Below are 20083 nucleotides of genomic sequence, written 5' to 3' on the forward strand. Positions count from 1 at the left end.
CGGGGACATGGAGGCCGGGAACGACCTCCGGGACGTACGGGCCGAGCCGGCGCGGGCCCGCGAAGTGCTCGCCAAGGCCGGCGCGCGGACCGACGACCTGCTCGCCGCCCTGCCCGAGCCGGCCCTCAGGACACCCGGACAGCGCGCCGCCGCCGCGTCGGCGACGGACACCGCCCGGAGCCTGCGCGCCGCGTTCATGGACGCGCACGCCGACGCCGTCTACGACGAGCTCACCGATGGCCGGACCCGCTCCGTGCGGCTGGACCGGCTCGCGTCGAGTGCCGCCACCGCCTTTCCCGGCCTGGTGCCCACCGCCGAGCGGCTCGCGACCGAGCGGGGCCGGCCGCAGGCGGAAAAGGAAGGAGACGAGATCGACCAGGGAATCTTCTTCCGGGCGGTCCTGAACTCTCCGTCGGCCGGCCGGCACCTGCTCGACGCCATGCTGCGTCCCACCCCGCGCGCCCTCGGGCTGCTGCCCGGCTTCCTCGCCACCGGCACGGCCGACCTGGGCTCCGTGCGGTTGGAGCGGACCGATGGTGCGGCGCGTCTGACCATGTGCCGTACCGACTGTCTGAACGCGGAGGACGACCGGCAGATCGACGACATGGAGACCGCCGTCGACCTCGCGCTGCTGGACCCCTCGGTGGAGGTCTGTCTGCTGCGTGGCGGGGAGATGATCCACCCCCGCTACCGGGGCCGAAGGGTGTTCAGCGCGGGAGTGAACCTCAAGTCCCTGCACGGCGGCGGCATTTCACTGGTCGACTTCCTGCTGCGGCGTGAACTGGGCTACATCCACAAGATCCTTCGGGGGGTCCTCGTCGAGGACGGCGCGACGACCCGGTGGTCCCGCACGGTCGAGAAGCCCTGGATCGCCGCGGTGGACACCTTCGCCATCGGTGGCGGTGCGCAGATCCTCCTGGTGTTCGACCAGGTGCTGGCGGCGTCGGACGCCTTCTTCAGCCTCCCGGCGGCGAAGGAGGGGATCATTCCCGGCGCCTCCGACTTCCGGCTGATCAGGGCCGTCGGCCCGCGCCTCGCCCGGCAGTTGATCCTGGGCGGACGACGCCTGCGGGCCACCGAGCCGGAGGCGCGGCTGGTGTTCGACGAGGTCCACGAGGGCGAGGAACTCGACATCGCGGTCGAGCGGAGCCTCGACCGACTGCGCAGTCCCGCCGTCCTCGCCAACCGCCACATGCTGAACCTCGCCGAGGAGTCCGTCGACGACTTCCGGTGCTACATGGCGGAGTTCGCCCTCCAGCAGGCGCTCCGCCTCTACAGCCCCGACGTCATCGACAAGGTCGGCGGCTTCACCGCTGCGAAGAGGACCGCGGTGTTCAACTGAGGCAGTGCTGCGGTTGAACACCCCCGCATTCCGATCAGTGCTTCAACGGCCCCGCGCGGAGCCACAGTTCACGCTTCCACGGCCCCGCGCGGGGCTTCGGCATGTGCTCCGGCGGGCTGGCCGCGGCTGACGACCGGGCGTACTCTCAGCGGCCCACGCGGCTCAGGAATTGAGGGAAGCGGAACGCGCGGCACTCTCCGGCGAGGACGCCGCGGCGGGTGCGAGGGTGACGGCCCAGCCGTCCGCGGTCAGCAGCCGGGACAGCTCGGAGGCGGACGTCCGCCGTACGAACAGGGAGACCTTTCCGTACGGCAGCTCCTGGGCCTGCTCCAGCCGTACGTCCTCGATACGGCCCCCGAACGCGTCGACGGCGGTGAACAGCCTTGTCAGCGTGCCGGATTGCTCCGGCACGGTCACGGAGAGCCGGGCGATCTCCGCCGATGGCGCACCCGACCTGCCCGCCACCCGGGCGCGCCCGCGACTGCCGTGTTCGAGGAGTGCGTCGAGGCCGGCCTCGGCCCGCTTCCGCAACACCGGGTCCGAACCGCCCAGTGCGCGCAGCGCATCGACGGCCAGGGTCAGATCGGTGGCGAAAGCGTCGAGCACGTCCGCCAGCGCGTCCGCGTTCGCCTCGTGGATGTCCCGCCACAGCACGGGATCGCCGCCCGCGATGCTGGTGACGTTCCGCAGCCCCTGACCCGACACCCGGATGTCGGCCTCCGGCGCCTGCGCCAGCTGGGCCGCCATGAGCGTGGAAATCAGATGGGGGGCGTGCGAGGTGAGGGCGATCGTGCGGTCGTGGACGGCGGCGTCCATGATGACCGGCACACCCGAGCACAGGAAGACGAGCTCCAGGGCCCGGTTCAGCACGGACTGGTCGGTGCGCGCGGACGGCGTGAGGATCCACGGCCGTGCCGCGAACAGGTCGGCGCGCCCGGCGAGCGGTCCCGAGCGTTCGGCGGCCGCGAGGGGGTGGCCGCCGATGAAGGTCGACGGATCGGCACCGGCCGAGTCGATCTCGGCGTACGGCTGCGCCTTCACGCTGGCGACATCGGTGTAGGCGCGGGCGAGGCCACGGCGTTGGGCGTCCGCGAGCACCGCGCCGGTGTGTGCCGGAGGCACGGCGATCAGGGCGAGATCCACGCGCCCGTCCGGTGCGCGTACCGAACCCGCTCCCATGGCTTCGGCGGTCCTGGCGGCGGTCGCGCTCACGTCTTCCAGGTGCACTGTGATGCCCCGACGGGTCAGGGCCAGTGCGACGGAGGTGCCGATGGCACCCGTTCCGATGACGCTGACAGCCTTCATCGGGTCGCGTCAGCCCTCGGTCCAGCCGTGGTTCTTGGCGAACTGCGTCAGCCCGCCACGGATCTGCAGGATCTGCTCACCGGTCAGCGACGGCGCCTCCGCCAGCAGGATCTCGGTGACCTCCCGGGCGAACTCCTCGGTGGCGAGCACATCGCACAGGGAGTCGTCCTCGTCCGCCGCGCGGGGAGCCGGCGGACCCTCGCCCGGGTCCTGGACCAGCCGTACGCCGGTTGCCTTGAGGCCGCGCTCGCCGTCTTCGATTTCAAATTCAACCATCATGCCGGAGCGTAGATAGGGCTCGGAAAACAGCAAGTCGTTCACGTGCAGAAAGACATCCTCCCCGCCGTGAGCGGGCGCAATGAATCCATAACCTCGCGAGCTGTCGAAGCGCACCACACGACCAGCGACCATCCCAACCACCCCCTGCGGACCCGGGCCCCTTGCCCGAAAACCTGGAGTGAATCGTAGGCAGAGCCACGCCGATCGAGCGACTGCGCAACTTCGCCGATACGGAGAATCCACCGCACCGGTTCGGGCGGGTCATCACGGGAAGTGAAGGGCCGGGGAAGCGGAAGGAATATTAAATTCCGCTGAAATGTCTTGGGCGCCTCCGGCCGGTTGAATCAGGAGTTCCGTTACCGCCTGTGTACCTCGCTTGTGCCCGTCCGGCCTTCACTCATCGGGCGATGCGCGGCCAGAGGGTTCAGGTCGGATAAGTCAAGACTTGGTCGACACTTTTTTTCTTCGTTCGTACGGTCGACAGCGCGCAGTGGAAACCGGACGATGTCAGAGGACCGGTGCTCTGTGACCGTGGGGATGCGGAGGGCTGTGTGGGGTGCGTGTCGTTCGGCCCCGTCCGCGGCCCGCGCGGGCCGGTTCTGAATGGGAGTGAGCGGGACGAACGTCTGGGGGAGCGGTAGGCCGAAGGTGGTGAACGCGCCCGTAGAGGGCGACAGGCATACGGCAAGCCGAAATACAACGGGGTGAATACATTGATTCAGTCAGTCCGCACACTGGAGTCAAATTCCGAAAGCCCTGCCGTAGAAAGCGGCTCGACATGGGATCCAATTGAACGAAAGAGGAGTTCATTCCCTGTTCCGATCGCATCACTCAAGCCCGCAGATTCTCCCCGTTCTCAGGGGCAGGACGAAGAGCATGTAGCGCGACTCGCAGAGCTTGACTCACCCATTCCCGCAATTCTTGTCGACCGGCACACCATGAGGGTCGTCGATGGAATGCACCGACTGCTGGCTGCCCGGTTGCGCGGTCAGCACACCATAGAAGTCGAGTTCTTCGACGGATCACCGGAGGACGCGTTCCTGCGCTCGGTCGCATCGAACGTCTCGCACGGTCTTCCCCTGTCGCTGGCCGATCGCCGCACCGCCGCCGGTCGGATCATCGCCTCGCATCCGCAGATGTCGGACCGCGCGATCGCACGCGCGGCCGGCCTCGGGGCCAAGGCTGTCGCGGCGATCCGGCGCCGTACGAGTGGCATCGCCCCCCAACTCGACGCGCGCGTCGGCAGGGACGGGAAGGTGCGCCCTCTGAGCAGCGTGGAAGGCAGGCGACGGGCCGCCGAACTGATAGCCGAACGCCCGCAGGCCTCTCTGCGCGAGGTGGCACGGTACGCGGGCATCTCGCCCGCGACGGTCAGCGACGTCCGTAAACGGCTCGAATCCGGTCGGGCCCCGGTCGCCGAGCGCCACGAGACCACCGATGGACAGGCGCGATCCGAGGCGATGGCACACATCACCAAGCCCCGGGCGGACCGTTTCCCGCACCAGGCTTCGGCGGACACCGCCTCTGTAGTGGAAAAGCTGTTGAGAGATCCTTCGTTACGGCACAAGGAGGAGGGGCGGCATCTTCTGCGCCTGCTGCAGCAGAACGAGATTGCGACGAGGGAGTGGGCGGACCTGACGGCCGCCGTACCGAGTCATTGCGGAGCCCTGGTTGTGGATCTCGCCCTGCAATACGCCGAGATCTGGGCGAATTTCGCCAAGTTGTTGGATGAGCGCGTACGCATCGAAGGTCGTCGAACGGACGATGTGATCTCGCGTGATGTGTGACCTCGCGTGATGCTCGCGCGGGGGAGTGACTTCGTGTAGGAGCGTCGGTGCCAGGCGCGCAATGACAACGTTTGCGCGCCTGGCTTCGGTCCCAGTCGAAAGGCACTGGCCGCGATCATGACCACCTCGATCACCGAATCCGGTACGTCCACCGTCACCGAATCCGACGACCGATTATCCCGCCCCCGCCGACATGTCTGGCGGTCACCCGCCGACCAGCCGCGATGGGCCCGGCCCGCGTTGCTGGGCATCGCCGCCCTCGCCGCGTTCCTGTACACCTGGAACATCACCGGCAGCGGCTATGCGAGCTACTACTCGGTCGCCGCCCGCAGTATGTCGGTGAGCTGGAAGGCCTTCCTGTTCACGGCGCTGGACCCGTCGGCCACGATCACGCTGGACAAGATCGGTGGATTCCTGTGGCCGCAGGCCCTCTCCGCCCGCGTCTTCGGCTTCCACGCCTGGGCGTTGACTCTGCCGCAGTGTGTCGAGGGCGTCGTCTCGGTGCTGGCGATGTACCGGATGGTCCGTCGTTGGCAGGGGCCCGCGGCCGGACTGCTGGCCGCCGGTTCGCTCGCACTGACACCGGTGGCCGTCTCGATGTTCGGACACGCGATGCTCGACGGCATGGCTGTCATGTGCCTGACACTCGCGGCGGACCAGTACCAGCGAGCCGTAGGTACCGCCCGGCTGCGTCCGCTGCTGTTCAGCGGCCTGTGGATCGGACTGGGCTTCCAGGCCAAGATGATGGAGGCCTGGATCATCGTCCCGGCGCTGCTCGTCGGCTACCTCGTGGCCGCGCCGGTCACTCTGCGCCGACGGACGGGGCACTTGCTGGCCGCGGGTGCGGTGATGCTCGCGGTGTCTCTGTCCTGGGTGGCCCTGATGACCTTCACCCCGCAGGACGCACGCCCGTACGCCGACGGCTCCACCGGCAACAGCGCCTTCTCGATGGTCTTCGGCTACAACGGCTTCAACCGCTTCGATCCTGGTCTGATCAGTGGCGCGGATGACGGAACGTCAGGGGGGCCCGGGAGCGGGTCCCCGCGCGACGGTCGGAGCGACCAGCGCGAGGGGAGCGCCGGCCAGAGCTCCAGGCAGGGGCAGGGGCAGGGGCAGGCACCTCCGTCCTCCGAGGCCGCGAGCGGATCGCAAGGCCCGAACTCGGCAGCCCAGGGCCCGAGTACGCGAGGCGGTGATGCCGCGCGGATGGCCGAGGCCCCCGCAACCGGGTCGAGTGGCCGGCTCAAGCTGCTCCGCGACGCCTCGTACACGACGCAGATCGGCTGGCTGTATCCGCTCGCACTGCTCGGCCTCATCGCCGGTCTTGTCCGGCACCGCAAGGGCCCGCGCACCGATCAGGCCCGCGCCGGTTACCTGATGTGGGGCGTCTGGCTGGCCACGACGGCCGCCGTGCTCAGTTCCTTCTCCTTCGCCCACAACGCGTACCTCGCCACCCTCGCCCCCGCGATCGCCGCCCTGTCCGCCGCCGGAACCGTGGAACTCTGGCGTGCCCACCGCACCGCACGCGCCGGCTGGCGTCTCTGGGTGCTGCCTGCCGTCATCGCCGCCGAGGCGGCCTGGACCGTTCATCTGGCGTCCGACCACACCGACTTCGCGCCCTGGCTCATCCCGGTCGTCTGTGCGGCCGCGCTCATCGCCGTCATGGCCCTGGGCCGCGCGTCCAGGAGCATACGGATCGGAGGCCTACGTGTCGGAGGCCCAGGAATTGCAGTCACCGGACTGCTGGCCGGATGCGTCGCGATGTTCGCCGCACCGACGGCGTGGTCGCTCTCGGTACTGGACGAGCGGTACGCGGGATCGGCCTTCGAGGCGAACGCGGGGCCTCCCGTCGCGATCGGCGCCGCCGACGGTCCCGACTCCACCTCGCTGACCGCCGGGCAGCGCAGACTCCTCGCCTACGTCGAACAGCACAACGGCAACGCCGAGTTCACGCTCTCCGCCGACAGCTGGAGCACCGCGGCGCCCTACATCTACGCCAAGGGCCTGCCCGTCCTCCCGCTGGGCGGCTACTCCGGTACGACCAGTCCGGTCACCCTCGCCGCGTACAAGCACCTCGTGGCGGAGGGCCGTCTGCGCTTCGCCCTGCTGAGCGGCCCCCGCCCGGCAGCCGGCGAGCCGAGACCCAAAAGTCCCCCCGCCCTTGGGAAGGACGCCTCCGAGACCCTGAAGATCAACAGCTGGGTGTACTCGGACTGCACCGCGGTCGCCCCCGCGACCTACGGCGTCACCGTGTCCGCCGACGAGCCGATGCTGACCTTGTACAAGTGCGCCTGAACCGTGCCACCAGGTCTTCGACCGGCGCCGACCAGGTTTACCCGGTCTCCGGCGAGCGGGGGAACCGAAGATCGGAATCCGAATCGGCGCCTGCCAGCCCCGGCGCGGCGCGCGGCGCGCACGACCTGCGCAGTCCGGGCGCCGACCGGACCGGAGGGCTGCCGGTGGCGGTACGGCCACAGATGACCACCTCGGCCTCGCGCCTTTCCGGCAGCCGCCCCCGCTACCCCAGCATCCACCCCTCCGCCCGCCGCGCCGTGGCGCGGATGTTCCGGCGTGCGCCGGGCGGCAGGCGGCGCAGTACCTCGCGGACGCCGTGGCGGAGGCGGTGGTCGGCGGTGGTGCGGAGCAGGACGCGGCGGGTGGTGCCGATCCGGCCGGGTGTGCCGACGGTGAGCCGGAGTTGGCCGCCGGGGCCGGCCCAGGTGGGGGAGACGAGACGCGAGGGCGTGCCGACGGCGACGGTGCCGAGGAGGATGCGGGTACTGCCTGGGGCGGCGGCCAGCCGAGGGCGGCGCCCGACGCCCAACAGCTGTGCGCTGGCCCAGACTTGATAGGAACCGGGGTTCATCGGCGCGTCTCCGGTGAGGGTCAGCGGGTCGATGACCGTCTCGCCGGTGACCACGACCCGGTGGCGGTCTCCGCCGAGCGGTTCCAGGGTCGGGGTCAACTCCCCGTCGGGATACCACCAGTGGTTGTCGGCGGTGTCGTGCACGATGAGTTCCCCGTAGGCGTGCGAGAAGGGGTCGGGGACCTCCCAGTTCTCCGCTCCCCTTATGCCGTCGAGGAGTTCGGGGTCGAGCAGCATCCGGCCACCGCGCTCCACGACGGTCAGCGGCTCGCCGTCGGCCCGGACCATGCCGACCCGGGTCCGGATCACCAGCTTGTCGTTCCGCCAGCGCAGGTCGTCCACCTCGACGTGCGCCTTGATCTGCTCGGTGCGGCGGGCGAGTTCGACCAGGGACTCCAGCCGGTCCTGCACGAGCAGTTCCGCCCGCAGCCGGCTGATCGCCGGGAGCCCTTCGCTCACCCCCGGCGGATAGCTCGTCATCGCCATCCGGCGGACGGTGGTGAAGTACTCCTCCAAGTCCTTCCCGGTGCGCCGCAGCACCCGCGGCTCGCTCACCGGCCGCAGCAGCTCCACGCGGTACGAACGGCGCAGCAGCCGGTCCTGGAGGTCGCCCGGCGGAGTGCCCTCCTTGATCGCCTCCACGACCTTGTCCAGGTGGCCGTAGTAGTCGTCGGCGGTGATCCGGCGGCTGCTGTTGTTGCCGCCGTCCTCGCGCCGATTCCATCGGTAGCAGGGGTAGTTGCCGAGTATCGACACCGTCTTGGCCCGTACGTAGGTGCGCGCCATGAACAGCTGGTCCTCCAGCCTGACCCGCCCCTCCGGGAAGCGGATCCCGTGCTCCCGCAGGAAGTCCCGGCGGAACATCTTGTGCGGCGTCAGGCTCTCGAAGAGCGGGGCGTCGGCGGCGGTACACCGCTCGACCGTCCGCTTGAACACATTGCTGGGTCCCTGCATCGTCCCGTGGACCTTGCCCAGCACGATGTCCGAACCGTTGCGCTCCGCCAGGGCGTACAGCCGCTCCAACGCCTCGTACGACAACTCGTCGTCCTGGTCGACGAACTGGACGTACTTCCCCTCGGCCCGGTCGACCCCCACGTTCCGCGGCTTGCCCGGCCAGCCGGAGTTCTCCTGCCGGTAGACCCGGACGTGCGCATGCTCCTCGGCCAGCCGTTCGAGGCGTTCGGCGGAGTCGTCCGTCGACCCGTCGTCGACGTACACGACCTCGTACGCGTCGGCCCCCAGGCTCTGGTTGACGAGCGACGGCGCACAACGGTCAATGTAGGAACCGGCGTTGTAGACGGGTACGACAACGCTTACCTTGATCAAAATATCCCCCCCGGGACAAGTGTTGTTGCCCTACGAGACACTTGTTGTTGGGGATTAGTTGTACGGCTCTTGGTGTGCGCCTTACGGAGCGTGCGAGGGACCGGACGGTCGCGACCGCCGTGTCACGCGGATTCCCGGATCACCAGCTCCGTCGGCAGGATGAGGGGCGTCGGCTCCTCGCCGGCCAGCACGCGCACCAGCATCCGGGTCATCTCGCTGCCGAGCGCGACGATGGGCTGGCGGATCGTCGTCAGGGTGGGCTGGGTGTGCCGGGCGGTGAGGATGTCGTTGAAACCGACGACCGCGACGTCCTCGGGGACGGCCCGGCCGCGCTCGCGCAGGACGTGCAGGGCACCCGCCGCCATGGCGTCCGAGGCGACGAACACCGCGTCCAGGTCCGGGTGTTCGTCGAGGAGACGGGCGGTCGCCGCGGCGCCGCCCAGCTCGCTGAAGTCGGCGTGGGCCACCCGGTGGTCGTCGAGGCCGGCCAGGGCGACCGCCTCGCGGAAGCCCAGGTAGCGGGAGACACCCGCGTGCATGTCGAGCGGGCCGGTGACGGTGGCGATGGCACGGCGGCCCTTCGAGATCAGGTACTCCACGGCCTCGCGGGCCCCGCCCCGGTTGTCGGCGTCCACGTACCAGCGCGGGCCCCGCTCCAGGGAGCGGCCCCCGTGCACGACGGGGACGTTCCCCGCCTCGGCCACCTTCGCCAGCGGATCGTTCTCACGCAGGGCCAGCAGCATGACGCCGTCCGCGCCCCGGGACTGAAGGATGCGGGTGAGCCGGGCCCGCCCCCGCTCGTTGGCGGCCAGGATCAGCAGGAGTTCGAGGTCGGTCTCCTCCATCACCGCGTTCACGCCGGTGATGACCTCCGCGAAGAAGAGGTTGGCGAACAGCGCCGGATCGTCACTGGAGATCGCCAGCACCACCGCGCCGCGCCGCTGCGAGGCGAGCGAACGGGCCGCCACGTTGGGCACGTAGCCCAGCTCCGCCACGGCACTCTCCACCGCCTGCCGCGCCTTCTGGCTGACGTGCCGCCGGTTGTTGATCACACGCGAGACGGTTCCGACGGACACCCCGGCGCGCAGCGCCACCTCGTCGAGCGTCGGCGGCCGTGTGGTCATGTGGGGCGACTCCAGTTCGTAGGGACGGGGTGGGCGGTAGCAGCACTGTAAGCGCTGACGGAGTCACGGGCCGCCGCGCCGGATGACCTCGGCGTACCAGTGGGCACTGTCCTTCGGCGTACGGCGCTGGGTCGCGTAGTCGACGTGCACGATGCCGAAGCGGGGCCCGTAGCCGAAGGACCACTCGAAGTTGTCGAGGAACGACCAGACGAAGTAGCCCTTGAGCGGCACACCGTGGCCGACCGCCTGTGCGCAGGCACGGAGATGGCCGTCCAGGTAGGCGATACGGTCCGCGTCGTGCACCGCCTCGTGCACCCCGTCGTGCTCGACCACGTCGTCGAAGGCGGCGCCGTTCTCCGTGATGTACAGGGGTACGGCCGGATAGTCGGCCTTGAGCCGCAGGAGGAGGCCCAGGAGTCCCCGCTCGTCGATCTCCCAGCCCATCGCGGTCCGGGGTCGGCCGCCGTCGGCGACACGGACCAACGGCGAGCCCACATAGGCGGATGGGGCCGGTGTCGTGCTGCTCGCGACCAGCATCGGGGCGTAGTAGTTGATGCCCAGGTGGCCCAGCGGAGCCCCGATCCGCTTCAGGTCGCCGTCGCGGATGTGGCCGGTGCCGGTGACCTCGCCGAGGTCGTCGAGCACGTCGTCGGGGTAGGTGCCGCGCAGCAGCGGGTCGAGGAAGAGGCGGTTCTGCATGCCGTCGATACGGCGGGCCGCGTCCAGGTCGGCGGGCTCGGTGCCGAGCGGGGTGACGTGGGTGAGGTTGAGTGTGATGCCGATGTGGGAGTCGCCGTCCCGTATCGCCTCCGCCGCCAACCCGTGGGCGAGCAGCAGGTGGTGCGCGGCGCGTACGGCGGCGGCGGGTTCGCGGCGGCCGGGGGCGTGGCGGCCCGTGGCGTAGCCGAGGAAGGCCGAGCACCAGGGCTCGTTGAGGGTGGTCCAGCGGGCGATGCGGTCGCCCAGCGCCTCGTGCGCGAGGGCGGCGTACTCGGCGAACCGCTCGGCCGTGTCCCGCACCGGCCAGCCCCCGGCGTCCTCCAGCGGCTGGGGCAGGTCCCAGTGGTAGAGGGTGGGCCAGGGCTGGATGCCGTGGTCGAGGAGGGTGTCTGTGAGACGGCGGTAGAAGTCGAGGCCGCGCTGGTTGGCCGGGCCGGAGCCGGTGGGCTGGATCCGGGGCCACGCGAGGGAGAACCGGTAGGCGCGCAGGCCGAGTTGGGCCATCAGCGCGACGTCCCCGGGGAAGCGGTGGTAGTGGTCGGCCGCGACGGCTCCGGTGTCACCGCCCCGGACGGCGCCCGGGGTGGCCGCGAAGGTGTCCCAGATGGAGGGGCCCCGGCCGTCCTTGGTGACCGCGCCCTCGATCTGGTAGCTCGATGTGGCGGCGCCCCACAGGAAGCCGGGATCGAACGTGCTCACTGAGGTGAACCTCCGTCTTCGAGAAGCCGAGGGAAACTGACCCGGGGAACCGAGAGCGGTGACAAACGGAGTGCCCTCGTCCTCGACGTGCGTGTCGGTGCTGACCTGGGATGGAACTGGGTTGACGCCACAGTTCGGCCGGTTCCTGTGCGATGCCTCCGATGGAAACTGGAAGCGCTAACAGTCGCAGACTAGAAGCGGGACGTTCAGTCTGTGAAGGGTCCGGACGCGGAAAAGACTCCTGTGCGTGAAGACTTGACAGCTTCGCCGCCCCCACCCACCATCTGGCACTGACGCCGCACCGAGCCGACCCTGTCACCGAGAAGGGCTCGGTATGTTCCGCAGGACCAGCTTCCGCAGAGCCGCATTCCGCAGGACCGAATTCCGCAGGACCAGATGGGGCGCGATCCTCCTCGCGTCCGCCCTGACCGTCGCCACCCTGGCCGCGACCCCCGTGCTTCCCGGGATTCCCGTGGCGTCCGCGCAGGCCGCCGACGCGCCTTACGAACGGGTGCTCAACGGCACGTTCGACAACGGCAAGACCTCCTGGTGGAGCAGCGGCAACACGCCGTCCACCGTCAACTCGGGCCGCCTGTGCGCCGATGTCCCCGCCGGGACCGTCAACGTCTGGGACTCGATGATCGGCCAGAACGACATCCCGCTGGAGGCCGGCCAGCCCTACACCCTGCGCTTCACCGCCTCCGCCACCCGGGACGTGTCGATCCACGCCGTACTGCAGCTCCCCGCCGCCCCGTTCACGACCACCCTGAACAAGACCGCCGCCGTCACCACCACACCGAAGACCTTCCAGTTCACGGGCAACTCCACCGCGGCCAACCTGCATGCCCAGCTCTCCTTCCAACAGGGCGGCGCCGCCCAGGCGTTCACCCTGTGCCTCGACGACGTCTCCCTCACCGGCGGCGCGACAGCCCCCGGCGGCGGACGCGACTTCGGATCTCCGGTGCGGACGAACCAGTACGGTTACGCGGTCGACGGCCCCAAGAAGGCGTCGATCATCAACGCCTCGTCGAAGCCAGTGAGTTGGCGTCTGCTCGACGACTCGGGTGAGGCCGTGAGGACGGGACGCACCCACGTCCAGGGCACGGACGCAGCCTCCGGCGACCATGTGCACATCGCCGACTTCAGCTCGGTGCGCAAGGCGGGTACGGGATACACGCTGGTGGTCGGCGACGCGACCAGCCACCCGTTCGCCGTCGAGGACAACCCCTACACGTCCCTGCGCAAGGACGCGTTGGGCTACTTCTACGACGTCCGCAGCGGCACGCCCATCGAGGCCCAGTACGCCGGCGACGCCTACGCCCGGCCCGCCGGACACGTCGGCGTGGCACCCAACAAGGGCGACACCGACGTGCCCTGCCTGCCCGGCACTTGCGACTACTCCCTGGACGTCCAGGGCGGTTGGTACGACGCGGGTGACCAGGGCAAGTACGTCGTCAACGGGGCACTCACCGACTGGCAGTTGATGGACTCCTACGAACGCTCCCGTGCCGAGGGTGACACCGCCGGGCTGCGCGACGGACTGCTGAGCATCCCCGAGAACCACAACGGCGTCCCGGACGTGCTCGACGAGTCCCGCTGGGAGACGGAGTTCCTGCTGGGCATGCAGGTGCCCGCGGGCGAACCGCTGGCCGGCATGGTCCACCACAAGGTCCACGACCTGGCCTGGACCGCCCTGCCCACCCGGCCCGACCAGGACTCCCAACCCCGTTACCTGCACGCGCCGTCCACGGCCGCCACCCTCAACCTGGCCGCCGCGGGCGCCCAGTGCGCCCGGGTCTGGGTCCGCTACGACGCGGCCTTCGCCCACACCTGCCTGACAGCCGCCGAGACCGCGTGGAAGGCGGCGCTCGCCCACCCCGACGTGTACGCCCCGAGCAGTGACAGCGTGGGCGGCGGTGCGTACGCCGACACGGACGTGTCCGACGAATTGTCCTGGGCCGCAACGGAGTTGTACGCCACCACGCACGACCGTGCCTACCTGTTCCGCATCGACACGGAGATCACCCCGGCAGGGTTCTCCTGGCGCGACACCGGCGCGCTGGCCGACCTCACCGTCGTCCGGCTGCCGGGCCGCTTCCCCGCCCGCATGGTCGCCGCCGCCCGCAAACGGGTCCTCGCCGTCGCCGACGGCTTCGTACGCGACGAACGGTCACAGGGCTACCCGAACCCCAACCTGCCCACCGACGGCGCCTACGTCTGGGGCTCCAACAGCGTCACCGCGAACAACGCCATGGTCATCGCGACCGCCTACGACCTCACCCACCGGGACAGCTACCGCAGCGCCGTCCTGGAGTCGCTGGACTACCTCCTCGGCCGCAACGCCCTGAACCAGTCCTTCGTCACCGGCTACGGCACCCAGGTCAGCCACAACCAGCACAACCGCGTCTGGGCCCACCAGATCGACCCCAACCTGCCCAGCCCGCCCCCCGGTTCACTGGCCGGCGGCCCCGACTCAGCCCTTCAGGACCCGGTCGCGCAGCAGAACCTGGTCGGCTGCGCCCCCGCCACCTGCTACATCGACGACATCTACTCGTACTCGACCAACGAGATCGCCATCAACTGGAACTCCGCGCTCGCCTGGGTGGCGACCTTCGCCGCCGACTCCGCGCGCTGAGCACCGCGGTCCGAACGACCGCACCGCCGTGGCTCCGCCCGCGCTTGGACGAGCGCGGACGGGGCCGAGCCGAGGGGCCCGCGGCAGCCCCGCCCCGAGAGATAGGGACGCACCATGCGCTGGAAAGCCCTGCTCAAAACCATCCCCCTGGGGACCGTCTCGTCCAAAACCGCCTCGCTCAAGACCGTCTCGCTCCGAACTGCCTTGATCTGTCTGCTCGTTGCGCCGCTGCCGCTCCTCGCGGCCGGTTCGGCGGCAGCGGCCAGCCCGGTCTCCCTGACGAGCGGCTTCTACTCCAACCCCGACTCCGGCCCGGCCGTCTGGGTCCGCAACAACCCCTCCGACTCCCGCGCCGCGCGCATCCAGTCGGCCATCGCCTCCCAGCCGATCGCCCGCTGGTTCGCCAACGAGAGTGCGGGGATCGGACCGGCCGTGTCCGGCTACGTCGGCGCCGCCGACAGCCACGACAAACTGCCGGTCCTGGTCGCGTACAACATCCCGGGCCGGGACGCGTGCGGCGGCGAGTCCTCCGGCGGCGCGGGCAGCGTGGCCGCCTACCGCACCTGGATCTCCACCTTCGCGGCAGCCGTCGGCGCCCACCCCGCCGTCGTGGTCATCGAGCCGGACGCCCTCTCGGACTTCAGCTGCCTGACCAGCGCACAGATCAGCGACCGCCTCGCGATGCTCTCCTACGCCAGCCAGATGTTCCAGCAGAAAGCCCCCAACACCTGGGCCTACCTGGACGCCGGACACACCAACTGGGTCGACCCGGCGACCATGGCGAGCCGGTTGAGGTCAGCCGGCGTGGCCAACATCCGCGGCTTCTCCCTGAACGTCTCGAACTTCTACACCACCCCGTCCTCGGAGACCTACGGCAACTCGATCAACTCGGCGCTCGGCGGTACCTCCCACTTCGCGGTCGACACCAGCCGCAACGGCAACGGCTCCAACGGCGAATGGTGCAACCCCGCCGGACGCAAACTCGGCGTCACCCCACGTGTCGGCGGCGCCGAGGACCTCCTGCTGTGGGTCAAGACACCGGGCAACTCCGACGGGCAGTGCGGCATCGCCCCGACCGTGGCCGCCGGGCAGTTCAGCCCCGATCTCGCCGTCAGGCTCATCGACGGCACGTGATCCCGGTGTGGGGTGTGGGCCCCTGACAGCCCGCGCCCCACGCCGTTCCGTTCCTCAACTCGGCGGCTCCAGGCGGACGTTGTCCTTTGTCCCGTCCGGCCAGGTGACGGAGGCGAGGGCGGTGCCGTCACCGTCGCGACAGACCTCCAGACGTACGGCCTCGGCGGCACCCGGCCCCTCGACGACCCCGGAGAGACAGACCAACGCGGCGTACACCGTGCCCAGTTGGACCTCCGCCGCCGTGGCGACCCAGGGCGTCGCCGAGTGCGGCCCGAAGGCGTTGGCGTCCCGCGCGGTGACGATGCCCCCCTCGTCGAAGCCACGCAGGCCAACCACCGTGCTGGACAGGCCCGTTGGGCAGTGCACCCAGGCGGTGGGTCCGGTCTCCTCGTGCACGAGCGGCGGTTCGGTGTCGGCCAGGCAGTAGCCGCCGACCCGCAGCCGCAACGGTTCCTGCACCGGACCGTCGACCCGGGCGAGCCGTACCTCCAGCGGCCCGTTGAGCACGGACGCCGTCGTGATCCATGGACCTGTACGGAACTCGGGCGCGGGATCGTGGGCGTACGGGGCGGGCACCGGGCCGACCGGCCAGTGCGCGCGATGGCGGGAGACGGCGGTGCGCACGCCGAGGTGCAGGCGGGTCAACGGGCGGCGGTGGCAAGGGCGTCCGTCGGCGTCGAGCAGCGCGATGTGCGAGTCGAGCGGGTCGTTCAGGCTCGCCTCCGTGCTGTCGGGGGCGGTGTGGGAGGCGTAGGCGAGGCGGCTGTAGACCGGGTCGTCCGCCTCGGGGTCGACACCGTCACCGGCGGCGTGGTCGCTGCCGTGGTTGACGACGCGTACGACCCCGTCCGCCGCCGTGCCGGAGACGAGCCACCCCGGGGCGGTCAACGTCCGCCGTACGTCCCGGGTCTCGATCGGCAGGGCCTCCTCCTTCTCCGTCCACACCGGGTGTTCCGCCGACAGCACCAGCCCGGCGAAGCCCTTGCTCGACCAGTACGGCGAGCCGGGCCCGGAGTACGGCTGCCGGATGGCTGTGAACTCCCCGTGCCAGCCCAGTGGTTGGAGCCCGCGCCCGTCGAAGCAGCCGGCCTCGGTGAAGTGTCGTAGGACTCCGCTCGCGAGGCGGCGGGTACGGCCCGCCGGCAGGGGAGTGGCGTCGAAGACGGCGCCTGCCCACAGCGGGCAGAGCATCGCGTAGCGGTACGTCAGGGAGCGCCCTTGGTACAGCGGGGCGCCGTCGGCGGCCACGAGGTGCTGGGCGTCGTCCAAGTAGCGGCGCAGCCGGGCCCGGTAGCGGGGGAGCAGGGCGGGGTCCGCGTCGGCGCCGGAGACGCGGCAGTACCAGAGCGGGTAGTAGTGCATGGCCCAGCCCGAGTAGTAGTCGAAGTGCCGGAGCGCGCCGCCGGTGCCGCCGCCGTCGGAGTACCAGCCGTCGCCCGCGTACCAGGCCTCCGTGCGGGCGATCGCGTGGTCGATGTCGGGCGCGCTCCACGGAGCGCCGACCGAACGCAGGAACGCCGATGTGATCGCCCTGAACCAGACCCAGTTGTTGTCGGGGACCGCACTGCCGAGCAGGTCCGTCATCCAGGCGACGATCCGTTGCCGTACGCCGTCGTCCAGCCTGTCCCAGATCCAGCGGCGCGTTTCGTGCAGTGCGATCGCGACCGACGCGCACTCCACCTTGGCCTGCCCGCACTCGCGCATGCTCGGCCAGTGCTCGGGGGAGTGCGGGTCGGTGCCGGCGGTCAGGCCCTCGGCGTACCAAGTGGCGTGGCCGTTCGGGTCGTTGTCGCCGGAGTGGGCCAGGCGGAAGCCCGCGAGCAGGAAGGTGCGGGCGAAGCCTTCGAGGCCGTCGCTGTGCCGGCCGTTGCGGCTGGCGGGGCCCGGCAGACGGAGCAGGGCGTGCCGGTCGGTGGCGTACGGGCGCACGGCGGTCAGTTGGGCGTCGGCCAGCGCCTCCCAGTGTGCGCGGGTCCAGCCGGTGTGCGGGGAGAGGAGCCGGTCCTCCGGTATCAACTGTCCACCCTTCCAACGGTGTTGAGGCGGGCCGGGGGCGCCACCGACTGGCGTACGACGACGTGCGAGCCGAGCACCACACGGCGGCTCGGCGGATCCGTGGGGCGGCGGTGCAGGGCGAGACGGGTCGCGGAGCGTCCGAGCTCCTGCTGCGGGACGTGCACCGTGGTCAGCCGGGGGTAGAGGTCCTCGGCGAGCGGGATGTCGTCGAAGCCGACCACGGAGAGGTCGTCGGGGACCGAGCGGCCCAGGTCGCGGGCGGCGGCGATGGCGCCGGCCGCGCTCATGTCGCTGGCGCAGAAGATCGCGGTGGCGTCGGTGTCGGTCAGGAGGCGGCAGGCCGCCTCGTAGCCGGACTCCCGCGTCATGTCGCTCTCGGCGACGAGCGCCGGGTCGGGCTTGACGCCGTGTGCGCGCAGCGCCCGTTCGTACCCTTCGAGGCGCTGGCCCGCCACGCTGAACTCGTGCGGGCCCGCCAGGTGGGCCACCCGGGTGTGGCCGGCGGAGAGCAGATGGCTGGTGGCGGCGAAGGCGCCGCTCTCCATGTCGCACTCCACCACGTCCACCGGAGCCTTCGCGCCGCCTTTCCACGGCCGGGCGCAGAGCACCAGGCGGGCCCCGGCCCGGTCCAACCCTTCGGCGGCGGCGGTGAGTTGGGCGAGATGCTCCTCGGTCTCGGCCATGCCGCCGACCAGGATGATCGCCTCCGCCCCGCGCTGGCGCATCAGGTCGATCACCGACAGCTCGCGCTCCGGGACGCCCTGGGTGGAACAGACGAGGCAGACCCGGCCGTCGGCGACGGCCTGCTCCTCCACTCCGGACGCGACGTTCATGAAGAACGGCGAGGTGATGTCGTTGACCACCATCGCGATCAAGCCCGAAGTCGTGTTGAGGGAGCGGGCGTTGGCGTTGACCACGTAGTCGAGGTCGTGCACCGCCTGCATGACCCGCTCGTGAGTCGCCGGGGGAGCTGTGTACGCCCCGCTGAGAATCCGCGAGACGGTGGCGACGGACACGCCCGCGCGTGATGCCACGTCACGGATCGTCGCCCGGCCTGCGGAACCCCGACCTTGAGCCATGCTCTGCTTCTCCTCGCCCCGGTGAACAGCCGATGTAAGTAACACCGATGAAGAAGTTACACAACTGGCGAGGGTTTCTCTACGGCCCGGTTGCAGGTACCTGTCGGAACTTCTCCAGGATTGCCGAACCTCTTGACGACGGTGAGAGGTCCCCTTAACGTCCCGGTTACTGTAAACGGTTCAGTGAACGTTACATGCCGCTGGGCATCGCTAGGTATCCCTCGGCATCCCCTTCGCATCCCACCGCATCCCTCTTCTCCGCCTCGGAGGAACACCAGATGACTTCGTCGTACGTCTCCAGACGCGGCCTCCTGCGCACCGCCGCGCTCGGCGCCGGCACCCTCGCACTGGGCGGCGGCCTGAGCGCATGCGGCTCCGGCTCCCCCTCCTCGTCGGCGGACGCGCTCACCTACTGGGACTGGTACGTCACCCAAGCCCCCTGGGTCGACAAGGAGATCGAGCTCTTCGAGAAGGGCCACGGCGACGTCAGCGTCAAGAAGACCACCCAACAGAACGCCAAGTACGCCGACTTGGTCGCGCTCGCCAACCGCAGCGGCAACCCGCCGGACGTCTTCATGATCCCGCAGGTCCCCAGCGTCGCCGAGCAGGTCGCCAAGGGCTGGCTGCACCCGCTCGACGAGTGGGCGACCCCGGCATGGCAGTCACGCTTCCCCGAGGGCACCTTCCTGGAAGGCGCCAACGTCTTTGACGGCAAGGTCTATTCGGCCCCGCTGAAGGGCTCGGGCCCGCAGCTCCAGCTCTACATCCACCACGGCGTCTTCAAGTCGGCCGGGCTGACGAACCCCGACGGCAGCGTCAAGATCCCCAGGACCTGGGACGAAGTCACCAGCGCCGCCCAGACGATCACCAAGAAGAGCGGCGGCAAGTCGTACGGCTTCGGCTTCGGCAACGCCGACGGCATCGGCGTCCTCGCCTGGTGGCTGGACCTGTTCGTCCGCGGCGCCGGCGCACCGGGCGGTGCCCCCACCGTGCCCGGCACCGGCATGGACTACCGCGTCGGCAAGTGGACGTTCGGCACCGACCGGGCGTACGCCGACTTCCTGGAGCTGTTCGTCGAATGGAAGAAGCGCGGCTTCTTCCACCCCAACTCCGTGAGCCTGTCCGACGAAGCGGCCCGCGCGTTCTTCGAGCGCGGCAAGTTCGGCATGACCGTCGGCGGCGTGTGGAACCAACCCGAGTGGACCCAGCACAAGTTCACCGACTACAGCCTGGTCACGCTGCCCTCGCCGACCGCGACCCCGAAGGGCTTCTACTACGCCGATCCGGTCGGCAACGGCTCCTTCGCCGCGGTCTCCGCCAAGAGCAAGAAGGCGCACCAGGCGTTCCAGTGGCTGGACGCGCTGACGTCCCCAGCCGCCGGGCGCCGCTGGGTACAGGACCTCAACGGCGTCTCCGCCCACCCCGCCGACAACGACCCGGCCGGCATCGACTCCGAGCCCTTCGCCGCCTTCATCGGCCTGACCCGGCAGGTGCTGCGCGGCCCGGTGCCCCTGGTGCGCAACCCGGAGCTGGCCGGCGTGGCACCCGGCGCTCCCAAGCCCGACATCAGTGACGTCGTGACCGGCGTCTACACCGGGCAGATCAAGGACGTCCAGGGCGCGTTGAGCGGCCTGGCCGACAAGAAGTTCCAGCTCCTGTCCGACGCGGTCGCCGCGGTGGCCAAGCAGGGCAAGAAGGTCAGCACGTCCGACTACGTCTTCGCGGACTGGGACCCGACCAAGCCGTACACCACGAAGAAGAAGGCGTGAGC

Annotated in this window: 13 protein-coding genes; 6 read left to right on the forward strand and 7 right to left on the reverse strand. The window is 70.1% G+C overall.

The window, feature by feature from the left end; genetic code table 11:
* The first annotated feature begins 7 nt into the window (after positions 1-7).
* Complete coding sequence (gene dpgC / locus ACFWP5_RS19835) at positions 8-1342, forward strand: (3,5-dihydroxyphenyl)acetyl-CoA 1,2-dioxygenase DpgC (protein ID WP_384157861.1); 1335 nt, start codon at positions 8-10, stop codon at positions 1340-1342.
* A 162-nt stretch (positions 1343-1504) separates the two neighbouring features.
* On the opposite strand, the gene ACFWP5_RS19840 is transcribed toward dpgC, so the two are convergent.
* On the reverse strand, positions 1505-2647 hold the full coding sequence (locus ACFWP5_RS19840; RefSeq protein WP_384157777.1) for a prephenate dehydrogenase: 1143 nt from the start codon (positions 2645-2647) through the stop codon (positions 1505-1507).
* 9 nt (positions 2648-2656) lie between these two features.
* Positions 2657-3058: a cold-shock protein gene (locus ACFWP5_RS19845; RefSeq protein ID WP_384157780.1), complete on the reverse strand. Its 402-nt coding sequence runs from the start codon at positions 3056-3058 to the stop codon at positions 2657-2659.
* An 824-nt stretch (positions 3059-3882) separates the two neighbouring features.
* Here ACFWP5_RS19845 and ACFWP5_RS19850 point away from each other — a divergent pair.
* Positions 3883-4713 carry a transcriptional regulator gene (locus ACFWP5_RS19850; RefSeq protein ID WP_384157783.1) on the forward strand — a complete coding sequence of 277 codons (831 nt, stop codon included), beginning with the start codon at positions 3883-3885 and terminating at the stop codon, positions 4711-4713.
* A 117-nt stretch (positions 4714-4830) separates the two neighbouring features.
* Positions 4831-7008 (forward strand): ArnT family glycosyltransferase, encoded by a 2178-nt coding sequence (locus ACFWP5_RS19855; protein ID WP_384157786.1) that lies wholly within the window; start codon positions 4831-4833, stop codon positions 7006-7008.
* Positions 7009-7231: 223 nt separating this feature from the next.
* On the opposite strand, the gene ACFWP5_RS19860 is transcribed toward ACFWP5_RS19855, so the two are convergent.
* From ACFWP5_RS19860 to ACFWP5_RS19870, 3 genes are all read right to left on the reverse strand, one after another.
* Positions 7232-8905, reverse strand: coding sequence for a glycosyltransferase (locus ACFWP5_RS19860; RefSeq protein ID WP_384157789.1), 1674 nt, complete (start codon positions 8903-8905; stop codon positions 7232-7234).
* Between the two features lie 122 nt (positions 8906-9027).
* A complete protein-coding gene (locus ACFWP5_RS19865) occupies positions 9028-10029 on the reverse strand; it encodes a LacI family DNA-binding transcriptional regulator (protein WP_384157792.1) in 1002 nt (333 codons plus the stop codon).
* A 63-nt stretch (positions 10030-10092) separates the two neighbouring features.
* Positions 10093-11448 carry a GH1 family beta-glucosidase gene (locus tag ACFWP5_RS19870; RefSeq protein ID WP_384157795.1) on the reverse strand — a complete coding sequence of 452 codons (1356 nt, stop codon included), beginning with the start codon at positions 11446-11448 and terminating at the stop codon, positions 10093-10095.
* Between the two features lie 334 nt (positions 11449-11782).
* Between ACFWP5_RS19870 and ACFWP5_RS19875 the strand changes: the two genes are divergently transcribed.
* A complete protein-coding gene (locus ACFWP5_RS19875; RefSeq protein WP_384157798.1) occupies positions 11783-14083 on the forward strand; it encodes a glycoside hydrolase family 9 protein in 2301 nt (766 codons plus the stop codon).
* A gap of 114 nt (positions 14084-14197) precedes the next feature.
* Complete coding sequence (locus tag ACFWP5_RS19880) at positions 14198-15217, forward strand: glycoside hydrolase family 6 protein (RefSeq protein ID WP_384157802.1); 1020 nt, start codon at positions 14198-14200, stop codon at positions 15215-15217.
* A gap of 54 nt (positions 15218-15271) precedes the next feature.
* On the opposite strand, the gene ACFWP5_RS19885 is transcribed toward ACFWP5_RS19880, so the two are convergent.
* Both ACFWP5_RS19885 and ACFWP5_RS19890 read right to left on the reverse strand, forming a co-directional pair.
* The gene (locus ACFWP5_RS19885; RefSeq protein ID WP_384157805.1) at positions 15272-17233 is read right to left on the reverse strand and encodes a DUF2264 domain-containing protein; all 1962 of its coding nucleotides are present in this window, start codon (positions 17231-17233) and stop codon (positions 15272-15274) included.
* Complete coding sequence (locus ACFWP5_RS19890) at positions 17230-18267, reverse strand: LacI family DNA-binding transcriptional regulator (protein WP_384157808.1); 1038 nt, start codon at positions 18265-18267, stop codon at positions 17230-17232. The genes ACFWP5_RS19885 and ACFWP5_RS19890 overlap by 4 nt, the downstream gene beginning before the upstream one ends.
* Before the next feature lie 323 nt (positions 18268-18590).
* On the opposite strand from ACFWP5_RS19890, the gene ACFWP5_RS19895 reads away from it, so the two are divergent.
* Positions 18591-20081, forward strand: coding sequence for an ABC transporter substrate-binding protein (locus tag ACFWP5_RS19895; protein ID WP_384157810.1), 1491 nt, complete (start codon positions 18591-18593; stop codon positions 20079-20081).
* Positions 20082-20083 lie beyond the last annotated feature (2 nt).

It is taken from the genome of Streptomyces sp. NPDC058469 (genome assembly GCF_042721125.1).
In the GTDB taxonomy this organism is placed as follows: domain Bacteria; phylum Actinomycetota; class Actinomycetes; order Streptomycetales; family Streptomycetaceae; genus Streptomyces.